The 14,388-nt window shown below is 66.7% G+C and carries 14 protein-coding genes and 1 pseudogene; 9 read left to right on the top strand and 6 right to left on the bottom strand.

The features are described from left to right. The first annotated feature begins 3 nt into the window (after positions 1–3). From whiA to G9V96_RS02235, 6 genes are all read left to right on the top strand, one after another. Positions 4–984 carry a DNA-binding protein WhiA gene (gene whiA / locus G9V96_RS02260; protein WP_168581582.1) on the top strand — a complete coding sequence of 327 codons (981 nt, stop codon included), beginning with the start codon at positions 4–6 and terminating at the stop codon, positions 982–984. A gap of 208 nt (positions 985–1,192) precedes the next feature. Beyond that, on the top strand, positions 1,193–2,194 hold the full coding sequence (gene gap, locus G9V96_RS02255) for a type I glyceraldehyde-3-phosphate dehydrogenase (RefSeq protein ID WP_168581581.1): 1,002 nt from the start codon (positions 1,193–1,195) through the stop codon (positions 2,192–2,194). Between the two features lie 152 nt (positions 2,195–2,346). Beyond that, on the top strand, positions 2,347–3,558 hold the full coding sequence (locus G9V96_RS02250) for a phosphoglycerate kinase (protein ID WP_168581580.1): 1,212 nt from the start codon (positions 2,347–2,349) through the stop codon (positions 3,556–3,558). Between the two features lie 61 nt (positions 3,559–3,619). Continuing rightward, on the top strand, positions 3,620–4,390 hold the full coding sequence (gene tpiA / locus G9V96_RS02245) for a triose-phosphate isomerase (RefSeq protein ID WP_210424491.1): 771 nt from the start codon (positions 3,620–3,622) through the stop codon (positions 4,388–4,390). A gap of 212 nt (positions 4,391–4,602) precedes the next feature. After that, on the top strand, positions 4,603–4,848 hold the full coding sequence (gene secG, locus G9V96_RS02240) for a preprotein translocase subunit SecG (protein WP_168581579.1): 246 nt from the start codon (positions 4,603–4,605) through the stop codon (positions 4,846–4,848). A gap of 52 nt (positions 4,849–4,900) precedes the next feature. Next, positions 4,901–5,245 carry an RNA polymerase-binding protein RbpA gene (locus G9V96_RS02235; RefSeq protein ID WP_168581578.1) on the top strand — a complete coding sequence of 115 codons (345 nt, stop codon included), beginning with the start codon at positions 4,901–4,903 and terminating at the stop codon, positions 5,243–5,245. Between the two features lie 97 nt (positions 5,246–5,342). On the opposite strand, the gene tal is transcribed toward G9V96_RS02235, so the two are convergent. Both tal and tkt read right to left on the bottom strand, forming a co-directional pair. Continuing rightward, positions 5,343–6,455 (bottom strand): transaldolase, encoded by a 1,113-nt coding sequence (gene tal, locus G9V96_RS02230; RefSeq protein WP_168581577.1) that lies wholly within the window; start codon positions 6,453–6,455, stop codon positions 5,343–5,345. A 5-nt stretch (positions 6,456–6,460) separates the two neighbouring features. Then, positions 6,461–8,590: a transketolase gene (gene tkt, locus G9V96_RS02225; RefSeq protein ID WP_168581576.1), complete on the bottom strand. Its 2,130-nt coding sequence runs from the start codon at positions 8,588–8,590 to the stop codon at positions 6,461–6,463. A 273-nt stretch (positions 8,591–8,863) separates the two neighbouring features. Between tkt and G9V96_RS02220 the strand changes: the two genes are divergently transcribed. Together G9V96_RS02220 and deoD are read left to right on the top strand one after the other, a co-directional pair. Then, on the top strand, positions 8,864–9,820 hold the full coding sequence (locus tag G9V96_RS02220; RefSeq protein ID WP_168581575.1) for a heme o synthase: 957 nt from the start codon (positions 8,864–8,866) through the stop codon (positions 9,818–9,820). 25 nt (positions 9,821–9,845) lie between these two features. After that, on the top strand, positions 9,846–10,556 hold the full coding sequence (gene deoD, locus G9V96_RS02215) for a purine-nucleoside phosphorylase (protein WP_168581574.1): 711 nt from the start codon (positions 9,846–9,848) through the stop codon (positions 10,554–10,556). 155 nt (positions 10,557–10,711) lie between these two features. On the opposite strand, the gene G9V96_RS02210 is transcribed toward deoD, so the two are convergent. From G9V96_RS02210 to G9V96_RS02195, 4 genes are all read right to left on the bottom strand, one after another. Next, positions 10,712–11,245, bottom strand: coding sequence for a hypothetical protein (locus G9V96_RS02210; protein WP_168581573.1), 534 nt, complete (start codon positions 11,243–11,245; stop codon positions 10,712–10,714). A gap of 91 nt (positions 11,246–11,336) precedes the next feature. After that, positions 11,337–12,329, bottom strand: a complete 993-nt coding sequence (locus G9V96_RS02205) for a COX15/CtaA family protein (RefSeq protein ID WP_226913390.1) — start codon at positions 12,327–12,329, stop codon at positions 11,337–11,339. A gap of 22 nt (positions 12,330–12,351) precedes the next feature. Then, positions 12,352–13,140 carry an ABC transporter permease gene (locus tag G9V96_RS02200; protein WP_168581572.1) on the bottom strand — a complete coding sequence of 263 codons (789 nt, stop codon included), beginning with the start codon at positions 13,138–13,140 and terminating at the stop codon, positions 12,352–12,354. Beyond that, a complete protein-coding gene (locus G9V96_RS02195; RefSeq protein WP_168581571.1) occupies positions 13,137–13,856 on the bottom strand; it encodes an ABC transporter ATP-binding protein in 720 nt (239 codons plus the stop codon). Before G9V96_RS02195 ends, G9V96_RS02200 begins: the two co-directional genes overlap by 4 nt. Between G9V96_RS02195 and G9V96_RS15295 the strand changes: the two are divergent. After that, positions 13,857–14,123 (top strand): annotated as a pseudogene (locus tag G9V96_RS15295) (helix-turn-helix domain-containing protein); the annotation flags it as partial. It abuts the gene before it with no gap. Between the last annotated feature and the right edge of the window lie 265 nt (positions 14,124–14,388).

The raw sequence follows: 14,388 nt of genomic DNA, 5'->3' as shown, positions 1-14,388 counted from the left end.
CCTATGGCGATGACCGCAAGGGTGAAGGACGAGCTGAGCCGTCTGAATGTGACCAGGCCGTGCTGCCGCAAGGCCGAGGTGTCGTCGATGCTGCGCTTCGCCGGCGGCCTGCACATAGTGGGCGGACGCATCGTCGTGGAGGCCGAACTCGATACCGCAGCCGCCGCCCGCCGCCTGCGCGCCCACATCCAGGACATGTACGGCCAACCCTCCGACCTCATGGTGCTGGCCGCGGGCGGGTTGCGCCGCACCAGCCGTTATGTCGTGCGCGTCACCCAGGACGGCGAGGCACTGGCGCGCCAGACCGGCCTTGTGGATCTGCGGGGCCGACCTGTCCGAGGTCTGCCACCGCGCGTGGTCAACGGGGCTGTGTGCGATGCCGAGGCGGCATGGAGGGGTGCCTTCCTGGCCCACGGATCCCTCACCGAACCGGGTCGATCCTGCTCGATGGAAGTCACCTGCCCCGGCCCCGAGGTGGCACTGGCGCTGGTGGGCGCCGCCCGCCGGTTGGAGCTGTCGGCCAAGGCGCGCGAGGTTCGCGGCGTAGACCGCGTCGTCATCCGCGACGGGGACGCCATCGGCGCCATGCTCACTCGACTGGGCGCGCATGACGCGGTGCTGGCCTGGGAGGAGCGCCGCGTGCGTCGCGAGGTGCGCGCCACCGCCAACCGGCTGGCCAACTTCGACGACGCCAACCTGCGCCGATCGGCGCGGGCAGCAGTGGCAGCCGGGGCGCGGGTGCAGCGCGCGCTGGAGATCCTGGGTGAGGACGTCCCCGAGCACCTGCGGGTCGCCGGAGAGCTTCGTCTGGAGCACCGGCAGGCCAGTCTGGAGGAGCTCGGCGCACTTGCCGAGGTGCCGATGACCAAGGATGCCGTCGCCGGTCGGATTCGCCGTTTGTTGGCCATGGCGGACAAGCGCGCGGCCGAACTCGGCATCCCCGGGACGGAAGCAAACCTCACCGAAGACATGCTCGACGCCTGACAACTCGGGACCCAGGTCCTGACATTGGGCACAAGCACGCGATAAAAGGCCCCCTGAGGTGCCGTTCGGTCGCGTAATCGCATAGGGTCGAAGGTGCGTACGAAGGCGTGCGCGCCCCCGATCCTCGTGGACCCGGTGGAGCCGAGCCACGAGTCGCGGGCCGTGCCGTGCCCGCTCGATCGCTGTTCATCTTCAGGAAGGCTCTCCCGTGACTGTTCGCGTAGGCATTAATGGCTTTGGCCGCATTGGCCGCAACTTTTTCCGCGCCGTGGTGGCGTCTGGCGCTGACGTCGAGATCGTCGCCGTCAACGACCTGACCGACAACAAGACCCTCGCGCACCTGCTCAAGTACGACTCGATCCTCGGCCGCTTTGATGGCGAGGTGACCTTCGACGAGGAGTCGATCACCGCTGGCGGCAAGAAGTTCGCCGCTTGGTCCGAGCGCGAGCCCGCAAAGCTTGACTGGAAGGGTGTCGGCGCCGACATCGTCGTCGAGTCCACCGGTTTCTTCACCGACGCCACCAAGGCCAAGGCGCACCTGGACGGCGGGGCCAAGAAGGTCATCATCTCCGCCCCGGCCAAGAACGAGGACATCACCATCGTCATGGGCGTCAACGACTCCCAGTACGACGGCAGCCAGAACATCATCAGCAACGCCTCCTGCACGACCAACTGCCTGGCGCCGATGGCCAAGGCCCTGAACGACGAGCTGACCATCGTCAAGGGCCTCATGACGACCATCCACGCGTACACCCAGGACCAGAACCTGCAGGACGCCCCGCACAAGGACCTGCGTCGCGCCCGCGCTGCAGCCCTGAACATCGTGCCGACCACGACCGGCGCCGCCAAGGCTGTCGCGCTCGTGCTCCCCGAGCTCAAGGGCAAGCTCGACGGCTACGCACTTCGCGTTCCCGTGCCCACAGGTTCGGCCACCGACCTCACCTTCGAGGCCGGCCGCGAGACCACCGTCGAAGAGGTCAACGAGATCGTCAAGAAGGCCGCTGAGGGCCCCATGAAGGGCCGTCTGGTCTACACCGAGGACCCGATCGTGTCCAAGGACATCGAGACCGACCCGGCTTCCTGCATCTTCGACGCCGGCCTCACCAAGGTCATCGGCAACCAGGTCAAGGTCGTCGGCTGGTACGACAACGAGTGGGGTTACTCCAACCGCCTCGTCGACTTGTGCACCCTCGTCGGCAGCAAGCTCTGATCAACACGTTCTCCCCGTACGCCGGGCGGCCGGACACCCGGCCGCCCGGCGTACGCGCTTTTCCCGCCTGAACCACCGTGTATCCCGGGCAGCTCAGCCTTTGTTTTGCGGCGCAGCGCCCAAGCGTGACCTCGACGAAGGAGCTCTTTTTTATGAAGACGACGGCCGACCTGGTTTCCGATGAAAACCTGCGTGGTAAGCGCGTACTTGTCCGTAGCGACCTGAACGTCCCGCTCGATGAGCAGCGCAACATCACCGACGACGGGCGCCTGCGCGCGTCAGCTCCCACCATCAAAGAGCTTTCTGAGGCCGGGGCGAAGGTTCTTGTTGTGGCTCACCTGGGTCGCCCCAAGGGGACCCCGGAGGAGAAGTATTCCCTGCGTCCGGTAGTCGGGCGGCTTTCGGAACTGATCGGCAAGCCGGTCGCCTTCGCCGAGGACACCGTCGGCGAATCGGCCAAGTCCGTCGTGGCGAACCTGAACGACGGCGACGTGGCTTTGCTGGAGAACTTGCGCTTCAACGCCGGTGAGACGAGCAAGGACGAGGCGGAGCGCGGCGCGTTCGCCGACCAGCTCGCTGCCCTGGCCGACTACTACGTCTCCGACGGCTTCGGGGTCGTGCACCGCAAGCAGGCCAGTGTCTACGACGTCGCCACCCGGTTGCCGCACTTCGCCGGCGCCCTTGTGGGCACCGAGGTCGAGGTGCTCAAGCGACTCACCCAGGACCCGCAGCGACCGTACGCCGTCGTTCTGGGCGGCGCCAAGGTCGCCGACAAGCTCGCCGTGATCGCGAACCTGATGACGGCCGCCGACCGGCTCATCATCGGGGGCGGGATGGCTTACACCTTCCTCGCGGCCAAGGGCTACGAGGTCGGCACGTCGCTGTTGGACCAGGAAAAGATCGACACCTGCGCCCAGTACCTCAAGGAGGCCGAGGCCAAGGGCGTCGAGATCATCCTGCCGGTCGACACCGTGATCGCCCCGGAGTTCTCCGACAAGGTCGAGACCAAGGTGGTGGCCTCCGATGCCATCCCCAGTGACCAGATGGGCCTGGACATCGGCCCCGAATCCGCAAAGCTCTTCGCCGACAAGATCAGCGAGTGCAAGACGGTCTTCTGGAACGGTCCGATGGGTGCCTTCGAGATGGCCCCCTACTCCGCCGGCACCAAGGCCGTCGCCGCGGCGCTGGTGGACGCCACCAGCAAGGGCGCTCTGACCGTGGTCGGTGGCGGCGACTCGGCTGCTGCCGTGCGTCAGTTGGGCTTCACCGACGACCAGTTCGGCCACATCAGCACCGGTGGCGGAGCGAGCCTGGAGTACCTGGAGGGCAAGACCCTCCCGGGCATCGAAATCCTCGACGCCTGAACCTGAACCTGCTCACCTAGACGACGGAGAACAAATCGTGGCTGAGACCCGCACCCCGCTCATGGCGGGGAACTGGAAGATGAACCTGGACCACCTCCAGGCGACGCACCTGGTGCAGAAGCTGGACTGGACGCTGAAAGACGCCAAGCACGACTACGCCTCGGTCGAGGTCGCAGTCCTGCCTCCCTTCACCGATCTGCGCACCGTGCAGACGCTCGTAGAGGGCGACAAGCTCGACCTGCGCTACGGCGCCCAGGACCTGTCCGTGCACGACGACGGGGCCTACACCGGGGAGATCTCCGGGGCATTCCTGGCCAAGCTCGGGTGCACCTACGTGGCTGTCGGGCACAGCGAGCGCCGTGAGTACCACCAGGAGAGCGACGAGCTGCTCAATGCCAAGGTGCAGGCGGCCTACCGGCACGGGCTGACCCCGATCCTGTGCTGCGGCGAAGGGCTCGAGGTCCGTAAGGCGGGCAAGCAGGTCGAGCACGTCCTGGCCCAGATCGAGGCCGACCTCGCGGGCATCCCGCAAGAGCAGGTCGCCAGCATCGTCATCGCCTACGAGCCCATCTGGGCCATCGGCACCGGCGAGGTAGCGACCCCGGAGGACGCCCAGGAGGTCTGTGGCGCGATTCGCGGCAAGCTCGCCGAGCTGTACGACCAGGCGACCGCCGACGGCATCCGCATCCTCTACGGGGGTTCGGTGAAGTCCAGCAACGTCGCCGACCTCATGACTAAGCCTGATGTCGATGGGGCACTGGTGGGTGGGGCCTCCCTGAAGCCCGAGGAGTTCGCGGGCATCGCGCGCTACAAGGAGTCAGCCGCTTCCTGATCTACCGGCTGGGCGACGGCCCGGGACCGCTTCTCACGCGGTCCCGGGCCGTCCTGCTGCGGTGAGCAGGCCTGGGTCCGCCGCGCCGTTCGTGCCCGGCCAAGAGTCTCCGGTACTGTGGAAAGTCGTGCGTACCGTGCCGGTTCGCACCTTTTGCAGATCTCGCGCGGCGACCACGTTGAGACGACCACGCTGGAAGGCGGCCCCCAGTAGTGAACATCATTCAGATCGTGCTGCAGGTTCTGCTGGTCATGTCCGGCCTGTTCCTAGTGCTGCTCATCCTCATGCACAAGGGCAAGGGCGGTGGCATGTCCGACATGTTCGGCGGAAGTATGTCGAGCACAATGGGCGGTTCTTCGGTTGCAGAGCGTAACCTCAACCGCATCACCATCACGGTTGCGCTCGTGTGGTTCATCTGCATCGTCGGGCTCGGGCTCGTCGTTCGCTTCACGAGCTGACCGGGCTCGTGCTCGGCGACAACTGTGTCGCCCATCTCGCAGGGGAGACCTCATGGCAGGAACGAGCGTCATCAAAGGCAGCCGCGTCGGCGCTGGACCGATGGGGGAGGCTGAGCGGGGTCAGCCCGCTGATCGCGTCACTGTGCAGTACTGGTGCGCCAACGGGCACGTGAGTTCACCGCAATTCTCCGCCGAGGGTGTGGTGCCGGAGTTGTGGGAGTGCCCTCGCTGCGGTTCGCCCGCAGGGCAGGACTCAGCGAACCCGCCGCCGGCCCATCGTCACGAGCCGTACAAGACGCACTTGGCTTACGTGAAGGAACGCCGCACCGAAGAGGACGGCGAGGCTCTGCTGGATGAGGCGTTGAGTTCGCTGCGTAGCCGCGGCGTCATCCGCTGACACCAGCGCCCGGCAGGATCGCGCACGCTCCAAAGCACCGAAACTGCCCCGCAGCCTCCCTCTGGAGTCTGCGGGGCAGTTCTGTGTCCTGCGGCGCTCAGCGGCGCCGGGTGAGCTCGCTCTGGACTGAGTCGAGCAACTCGCCCCAGGCGGCTTCGAACTTGCTCACGCCTTCGCGTTCGAGCTTGTCCACGACTTCCTGGTAGCCGATACCCAGCCGCTCCAAGTCATCGAGGATGTCGCTGGAGGTCGCGTCAGTGGCGGTGACGGTGTCGCCTTGCACCTCACCGTGGTCGGCGAAGGCTTCCAGGGTGGACGGCGGCATGGTGTTGACCGAGTCCTGAACCACCAGGCCGGTGACGTACAGGGTGTCCGGGTAGGCCGGATCCTTCACGCCGGTGGAGGCCCACAACGGACGCTGCGGGTGCGCCCCACCGTCAGCGAGGTTGGCCCAGCGCGGGGTGTCGAACACCTCGGTGAACGCGTGGTAGGCCAGACGGGCGTTGGCGAGCCCCGCCTTGCCGCGCAACGCACTGGACTCCTCGCCGTCGATCTGGTTCAGGCGTCCGTCGACCTCGCTGTCCACCCGTGAGACGAAGAAGGACGCCACCGAGTGAATCTGGGACAGGTCCAAGCCTGCCTCGCGGGCCTGCTCGAGACCGGTGAGGTAGGCGTTCATCACGCCGCGGTAGCGGTCCAGGGAGAAGATAAGCGTGACATTGACGCTGATCCCCTCGGCGATGACGCGGGTGATCGCGGGCAGCCCCTCGGTGGTGGCCGGGATCTTGATGAGGCAGTTCGGCCGGTCCACGGTCTGCCACAGAATGCGGGCCGCCTCCACCGTCGCCTCGGTGTCGTGGGCCATCCGGGGGTCGACCTCGATGGAGACCCGGCCGTCCTTGCCATTGGTGCGCTCATATACCGGAAGCAGGACGTCGCAGGCCGTTCGCACGTCATCGGTCGTCACAGCCAGCACCGCGTCCTCCACGCTGGCACCGTCCGCGGCGAGCTTGTCCATCTGTTCGTCGTAGGCGCTGCCCTCAGACAACGCTGCCGCGAAGATAGAGGGGTTGGTGGTCACGCCGACCACGCCCATTTCGCGCACCAGACGCTCCAGGTCACCCGAGGTGAGCATCGCGCGGTTGAGATCGTCCAGCCAGATGGAGACTCCGGCCGCAGCCAGCGAGTCGAGACGGGGGTTTGTTGCCACGGTGATCAGCCCTTCCGAACGGTGGCGAGTGAGGCCTTGGCCTCGGAGGCAACATCCTCCGGGGTGAAACCGAACTCGGTGAACAGTGTGGTGGCGTCCGCGGAGGCGCCGAAGTGATCGAGACCCACGACGCGGCCGGCGTCGCCGACATAGCGGTACCAGGTCATCGGGTGGGCAGCCTCCACGGCGACACGGGCCCGCACCTGCGGCGGTAGGACCTCGTGGCGGTAGGACTCGTCCTGTTCTTCGAACCACTCCAGGCACGGCATCGAGACAACTCGCGCGGCTACGTCTTCGGCCGCGAGTTGCTCACGGGCCTCGAGTGCGAGTGAGACTTCGGAACCGGTGGCGATGATGATCACGTCAGGGGTTCCCTCGGTGTCAGCCAGGACATATCCACCCTTGGCCACGTGCTCCGCGGGGGCGTAGACCGAGCGGTCCAAGACGGGCAGGTTCTGCCGGCTGAGCGCCAATGCGGCCGGGCGGTTGTGACGCTCCAGAATGGTGCGCCACGCGATGGCCGTCTCATTGGCGTCCGCCGGCCGGACGACGTCCAGGTCAGGGATCGCCCGCAGCGAGGGCAGGTGCTCGATCGGCTGGTGTGTGGGGCCGTCTTCGCCGAGCCCGATCGAGTCGTGGGTCCAGACGAAGGTCACCCCGAGCTCTTGGATGGCGGCCAGGCGTACGGCCGGGCGCATGTAGTCCGAGAACACCAGGAAGGTCCCGCCGTAGGGTCGGGTGAGCCCCTCCAACGCCATCCCGTTCAGCGCCATGCCCATCGCGTTCTCGCGGATCCCGAAGTGCAGGACGCGGCCGTAGGGGCCACCGGACCACATGTCGGTCTGGCGCTCCTGCGGGATGAAGCTGGGCTCACCCTTCATCGTGGTGTTGTTCGATCCGGCCAGATCTGCCGAACCGCCCCACAACTCGGGCATCACCGGGGCCAGTGCGCTGAGAACCTCGCCGCTGGCGGTGCGGGTGGCCATCCCCTTGGGGTCGGCCGGGAACTGGGGGAGCGCCTCGTCCAGACCTGCGGGCAGCTTGTGCTCACGCACCCGGTCCAGGAGTTCGGCCTGCTCGGGGTTGGCTTCGCGCCAGGCCGTGAAGCGGGTCTCCCACTCGGCGCGCGCTTGCGCGCCGCGGTCGGCCACTCGGCGGGCGTGGGCCAGCACTTCGGGCTCCTGGGGGAAGGAGACCTCCGGGTCGAAACCGAGCAGCTTCTTGGTAGCGGCGACTTCGTCGGCGCCCAGCGCCGAACCGTGCGATTTTCCGGTGTCGCGCAGGGTCGGTGCGGGCCAGGCGATGATCGTCCTGAGCACCACCAGGGTGGGCTTGTCGGTGATCTCCTCGCCCCGCTTCAGGGCCGCGTAGAGGGCGTCGATGTCCTCGACGTACTCCTGTCCGGCGCGCCAGTCCACGACCTCGACATGCCAGCCGTAGGCCTTGTAGCGCGCGACGACATCCTCGCTGAACGAGATCTCGGTGTCGTCCTCGATCGAGATGAAGTTCTGGTCGTAGATGGCGGTGAGGTTTCCGAGCTGCTGGTGCCCCGCGAGTGAGCTGGCCTCGGAGGTCACACCCTCCATGAGGTCACCGTCGGAGGCGATCACGTACACGTGGTGATCGAAGGGGCTCTGCCCGGCCGGTGCCTGCGGGTCGAACATTCCGCGCTGGCGCCGTTGGGCCATTGCCATGCCGACCGCGCTGGCGAATCCGGAGCCGAGCGGTCCGGTGGTGATCTCCACGCCGGTCGTGTGGTGCACCTCGGGGTGGCCAGGGGTCTGGGATCCGAAGGTGCGCAAAGCCTTGAGGTCGTCCAGTTCCATGCCGTAGCCGGACAGGTAGAGCTGCAGGTACTGGGTGAGGCTGCTGTGGCCCGCTGACAGAACGAAGCGGTCGCGTCCGAGCCAGTGCTGGTCACCGGGGTCGATACGCATGACATTTTGGAAGAGCAGGTAGGCCAGTGGGGCCAGGCTCATCGCGGTCCCTGGGTGGCCGTTGCCGGCCTTCTGCACCGCGTCGGCGGCGAGCACCCGCGCCAGATCGACGGCGCGTACGTCCAGCTCGCTCCACCCGACCTTTTCGCAGATGGGTGCGGCGAGGGAGGCATCCCGCGGTGTTGGCTGATTGGTCATGGGCGTTCTCCTCGAAAGTTCTCGCTACGTCGGCATCTCCGCCGACCGGTCACCCGATCTCATCGATCGCCCCTAAAGAGCAGGGCCCTGTGACGGTATGAGCCTATCTGTCCGCGTTCTGGACGCGACTTCGCCTCGGGCCTGAGCGGGCCCAGGGCCCCGGGCCTGCCGATCGGCACCCTGGGCGCTTAGACTGGTGTCCATATCGGCATCTTCGGGTGCTGGCAGGACGTCAAGCACTCAGCCCATGCAGGATCCGACGCGAAGGACAACGTGACTGCTCTCCAGCCTCGCCGGGCCGGCCTTCACACGCCCGGTCATCTCGACCGTCGGGCGGGAGTCCGTGATTACGTCGCCCTGGTGAAGCCGCGCATCATCGAACTGTTGCTCATCACGACGTTTCCGGTGATGTTCCTTGCTCAGCGCGGTTTTCCGCCGCCTGGTCTGATCATTGCCACCCTGGTGGGTGGCACCTTGTCGGCTGCGAGCGCGAACGCCTTCAATTGCATCCTGGATCGTGACATCGACCGGTTGATGCATCGCACCCAAGATCGACCGCTGGTGACCGGCATCATCACCGTCCGGCGGGCGGTCATCTTCGCCACCCTGCTGTGTGTGGCCTCGGTGCTGGTCCTGCAGGTGTTCGTCAACACCCTGGCCGCAAGCCTGTCCCTGGGCGCTGTCGCGCTGTACGTGATCTTTTACACGATCATCTTGAAACGTCGCACCGCTCAGAACATCGTCTGGGGCGGCGCTGCCGGCTGTATGCCGGTGCTCATCGGCTGGGCAGCCGTGACTGAGTCTTTGGCCTGGGCGCCCGTGGTGTTGTTCCTCGTTGTGTTCTTCTGGACACCGCCGCACTACTGGCCGCTGTCGATGCGGTTCAAGGACGATTACGCCGCCGCTGGAATCCCAATGTTGCCCGTGGTCGCCGAGGACACTGCCGTTGCTCGGCGCATCGTGATCTACTCCTGGGCCACCGCGGCAACCTCGCTGGCCCTGGTGCCTGCGGCGGACATGGGGTGGATCTACACCATCGTGGCCCTGCTCGCGGGCGGCGTCTTCGTGTACGAGGCACACCAGTTGTCGCGGCGGGCCAAGGATCCAGCCAACTCGACTCTTGCCTCGCTGAAGCCGATGCGGTTGTTCCACTATTCGATCAGCTACCTGACGATCTTGTTCGTCGCCGTGGCGATCGACCCACTGGTCCACCTGCCGTTGCCGTTCTGAGTTCTGGCCAGGGGAGAGCTGACTGATGCCGACTGCCCATATCCGAGCCGAGCGGGGCGACATCGCACCGGCCGTAATCCTTCCCGGGGACCCTCGTCGTGCTGAGCGGATGGCGCACGCCCTGATGCCGGACGCACGCTTGGTCACCGACGTCCGCGGGATGTTGGGATTCACCGGAACCCATGAGGGCAAACCGTTGAGCGTCATGGGCTCCGGAATGGGGATGCCCTCGGCCACCATCTACGCCACCGAGCTCTACCGCGAGTACGGCGTGCAACGGATCGTGCGGGTGGGCACTGCCGGTGGCATCGCACCGCAGGTGCAGATCGGCGATGTCGTCGTGGCCACCGGCGCGCACACCGATTCGGGGATGAACCAGCAGCGACTTCCCGGCTATTTCTTCTCGGCGATCGCAAGTTTCGATCTGGCCCGCGCGGCGGTGGAGGCTCACGATCAACGATGCGCACTGCACGTTGGGACGATCGTGTCCAAGGACCACTTCTATCTCGAGCGCAGCGCTGATGACGTGCAACGCCTGGGTTCCTACGGTGTCCTGGCTGTTGAGATGGAGGCGGCCGCGCTTTATGGCTGCGCCGCCGAATTCTCGGCAGAGGCGCTAGCGGTGCTCACCGTCTCCAACCACCTGCTTCGGCCTCAGGTCGAGATGGACAGCCAGCAGCGAGAGCAGCACTTCGGCGACGCTCTGCGCCTGGCGGTTGCTGCAGCCCTGCACTAGGCCAGGAGCCGATGTACGCGTCGGGATCCCATCGAAGATGTCAGCGTGCCAGGCGCACTTGATCTCAGCAGTGTCTGATCCTTCAGCAGCGTCATGAAGGGCGAGTAGCCGCTCTCAGCGCGGTACGAGCGCTCGTCCGGTTGAGGGCTGGAACGTCAGCGTCTGGGGAGTCGCCAGCCCCACTGCCACGGCCATAGGAAGTCTCGGCCGTGGTGGGCCAGCGGGTCATAGGGGAAGGCCGCGACGCGCGCGCGGCAGGACTCGATCGTCCTCAGGTACGCGTCCAGGTCGAAGACGAAGTCCAGCCCGGGATGCTGCGGCACTGGCTCGTCGTCGTCGTTCTCCCAGGCGAAGTCCGACCAGGTGAGGGCTTGGGCTGTGATGTCCAGCCGGGCGGTGATGGCGCCGCAGCCGAGATCACCGCAGTCGGCGCACCGCAGCAGGGGGATGCGTCCGGCAGGCAGGCGGGGGTCGGGGCGGCGACCGGTGAGCTCAGCGATGCCCTCGTCGAGCATGTGGAGCCAGGGGCGGTTCAGCGCCGTGATGACGCTGTCGGGGTGGTCGAACCAGTCGCGTAGCGGGCGACCGTCGACGTGGAAGTCTAGATAGTGCGACTGATGCTGCCGCACGATCTTGCCGTCGATGAGCTCGCTCTCGTAGACGGCGTGGTGAAGGCTCAAAACGTTCATCGTCCCCACTCCATTCTCGCCTTCGTGGGATTGAGGCTACGTGCGCGATGTGCGGCAGCTGCAACCTTCGAATCAACGCCGCTGAGCGCCGTCAGTGGCGATCGGCCTCGTCCTGCACGACTGCGCCTGCCGACGTCGTCGGCACGACCTCACGGTGGCGCAACGAGAGCGTGGCCCAGGTGATCGTGGCCACCAACAGCGAGGCCAGCAGCATGTGTGCGAGCACGAGGACCTCGTACAGCCCCAGTGCGTACTGCACGAACCCGAGTGCCCCTTGGGTCACCGAGAGGAAGAAGACCACCCGCCAGGCGTGGGCGCCCTTCTGCGCACCCTCGACGAGGTGGCAGGCGATCCACAGGGCGACGACGAGACCGACGAAGACCATCACCGAGTCGGCGTGGAGCCAGGAGACGACGCGCAGGTCCAGTCCGTATCGGACCGGCATGTCAGCGTCTCCGGAGTGCGGACCCGCCCCGGTGACGATGGTGCCGAGCACGAGAACGACGGCGAACAGGGCCGCCGTGGCCTTCGACAGGTGCATGACGATCGGGGGAGCGAGCGCCCGGGCGGGACCGTCGCCCTCATCGAGGCGGACCAGCAGATAGGTGGACAGTGCGACCAGGAACGCTGAAGCGAGGAAATGCAGCGAGACGGTCACCGGGTTCAGCGCCATCCGCACCGTGATGCCGCCGAGAACTGCTTGGAAGAGGATGCCGCCCAGCACGCCCCACGCCGGAAGGCGAAGCGCACGACGGTGCGGGATCTTCTTGTACACCGCCCACAGCAGCGCGATCGCGGCTGCCGCCACCACGAAACTCAACGTGCGGTTACCGAACTCGATGACCTTGTGAATGCCCTCGGCCTGATCTCCGGTAGGAACGAAGGATCCCGGGACGCACTGCGGCCAGGTGGGGCAACCCAGCCCGGACTTGGTGAGGCGGACCAGCCCACCGGTGACGATGATCCCGATCTCCACCACGAGGTTGACGATGAAGATCGACCGCACCTTGCGGGGCACATTCCCCGACGGGAGTGCGGTTCCAGGAACGGCGTGAGCAGCGGGCCTTGCGGAGGAGTCGGTCACGCCTCTGATGCTATCCACTGGCTCAATCGCTCCACCGGAAGACCCGCGCGGCGAGCAGGGTGGCCAAGACCGCCCAGACGGTCAGTACCAGCAATGCCCCGAGGTCCAGCGTTCCGGTCGTCAGGGCCGTCCGTAAACCGTCGCCGAGAGCCCCCGAGGGCAGGAACGTGGTGATCTTGGACAGCGGGGCGGGCATCGTCGAAGTGGGCAGGATCACCCCGCCCGCGCCCAACAGCAGCACCCAGATCAGGTTTGCCAGCGCCAGGACCGCCTCCGCGCGCATCGTGCCGGCCAGTAAGAGCGCTAACGCGACGAACGCCCACGTGCCCAAGAGGATCAGCGGAAGACTGCTGAGCAGGCCGAGCAGGTTCGGTCGCCAACCCAGGATGAGGCCGAGTCCGCCGAGCACCAGCACCTGGATCGCCTCGACCACCAGCACTGCCAAGCCCTTGGCTGCGAGCAATCCGTCGCGTCCCAGCGGGGTCGTGCCGAGCAGCCGAAGGACTCCGTAGCGACGGTCGAAGCCGACCGAGATCGCCTGCCCGGTGAAGGCGGTGGAGATCACCGCCAGGGCAAGGATGCCCGGCATCGCCAGGTCGATCCGGCGGCTGCCGGTGAAGCCTGGTACCGGCGCGTAGAGCAGTGCGAACAGGGCCAGCGCTGGGAGCACGATCGCCACAAGCAGTTGCTCACCGTTTCGCAGCAGAACCCCGGTCTCGAAACGGGCGTGTGAGCCGATCCGGCGAGCCGGCGGTGCGGCCCAGGCGTTGTCCGCGGCGTTGGCGCCTCGCGGCGCGGTCCTAGCAGTCACGAGCGTCTTCCCGAAGTGAGATCGAAGTACACGGATTCGAGGTTGGAACCCCGGGAGACCTGTTCCAGGCTCCCTTCTGCCACAGCCCGCCCACCGGCGACGACGACGATGCGGTCGGCCAGCCGCTCGGCTTCCTCGAAGGAATGGGTGGTGACGACCAGAGTGCGTCCGCGTTCCCGCGTTTCCCGAATGAGGTCCCAGACCTCGCGGCGGGCGTGCGGGTCGAGTCCGGCGGAGGGCTCATCCAGGAACAGGACTTCGGGATCGCCGATGAGTGCAGCTGCCAGCGCCACGCGTTGGCGCTGGCCGCCGGAGAGCCGGCGGACCGGTGTCCGTTCGAATGAGTCGATGCCCAAGCGGGTCACCAAGGCGGGCAGATCGAGTGGGCGCGCATACAGATCGACCAGGTGCGCGAGCAGCCGCCGGGGCGTGCTCGTGGTGGGCAGTCCGCCGTCTTGCAGCATGACACCCACCCGTGCTCGATGTGTTGCGTCCGCCCGCCAGGGATTCGTGCCGAGTACCCGCACCTCTCCGGCATCCGGGCGCAGGAGGCCTTCCAGGCAGGCGATGGTGGTGGTCTTTCCGGCGCCGTTCGGGCCGAGGACTGCCGTGATCTGGCCCGCATTCGCCGACCACGACATATCGCTGACAGCCTCGACCGCGCCGAAGCGCCGGGTCAAGGCCCGCACCTGGACGGTGCTTTCGGGTGAGGCCATGTGCGCGAGTCTACGAAGGCCGCGTTCCGGCCCGCAGCGGACCCCGTTCGCGCAACCCCAGATGAATTAGGTAAGATTTGTGTTGTGTTTATAGAACCGTCGTCTTCCGCCGAAGGTCGAGCCACCGGCTCGGCTGAGACGAGCGACGCGCGAACACGCGACCGCGTGCTTCGGAACATCTCCGAGAACGGTCCGGTCACGGCTGCCAACCTGGCCGATGCCCTCGGATTGACGCCCACCGCGGTACGGCGACATCTGGACGCGCTGGAGGAAGCCGAAGACATCGCGGCGGCCCCGGTCGCTGCCGGGCCGCGCCGGCGAGGGCGCCCAGCACGCGCCTTCGTGGTGACCCAGCGTGGGCACCGGCGCCTATCCAGTCGGTACGACGACATTGCGACAGCTGCCTTGGAATTCGTTGCCGAACATCTCGGTGACAAAGCCGTGGAGCTCTTCGCTGCCGACCGACTGGAGCCGTTAGAGGCGAGGTATGCGGCGGTTGTGGAAGCGGCGGGCCCCGACGTTGAGGCGCGGG

Source organism: Gephyromycinifex aptenodytis, assembly GCF_012277275.1.
Classification (GTDB): Bacteria; Actinomycetota; Actinomycetes; order Actinomycetales; family Dermatophilaceae; genus Gephyromycinifex; species Gephyromycinifex aptenodytis.
The sequence above is the reverse complement of the archived record's forward strand: the minus strand, read 5'-3'. Positions and strand labels throughout refer to the sequence as shown.

Excerpts from the sequence above, each read along its gene's own strand:
- whiA (WP_168581582.1), top strand. The coding sequence starts at position 4 with ATGGCGATGACCGCAAGGGTGAAGGACGAGCTGAGCCGTCTGAATGTG.
- G9V96_RS02250 (WP_168581580.1), top strand. The coding sequence starts at position 2,347 with ATGAAGACGACGGCCGACCTGGTTTCCGATGAAAACCTGCGTGGTAAG.
- tpiA (WP_210424491.1), top strand. The coding sequence starts at position 3,620 with ATGGCGGGGAACTGGAAGATGAACCTGGACCACCTCCAGGCGACGCAC.
- G9V96_RS02235 (WP_168581578.1), top strand. The coding sequence starts at position 4,901 with ATGGCAGGAACGAGCGTCATCAAAGGCAGCCGCGTCGGCGCTGGACCG.
- tkt (WP_168581576.1), bottom strand. The coding sequence starts at position 8,590 with ATGACCAATCAGCCAACACCGCGGGATGCCTCCCTCGCCGCACCCATC.
- deoD (WP_168581574.1), top strand. The coding sequence starts at position 9,846 with ATGCCGACTGCCCATATCCGAGCCGAGCGGGGCGACATCGCACCGGCC.
- G9V96_RS02210 (WP_168581573.1), bottom strand. The coding sequence starts at position 11,245 with ATGAACGTTTTGAGCCTTCACCACGCCGTCTACGAGAGCGAGCTCATC.
- G9V96_RS02195 (WP_168581571.1), bottom strand. The coding sequence starts at position 13,856 with ATGGCCTCACCCGAAAGCACCGTCCAGGTGCGGGCCTTGACCCGGCGC.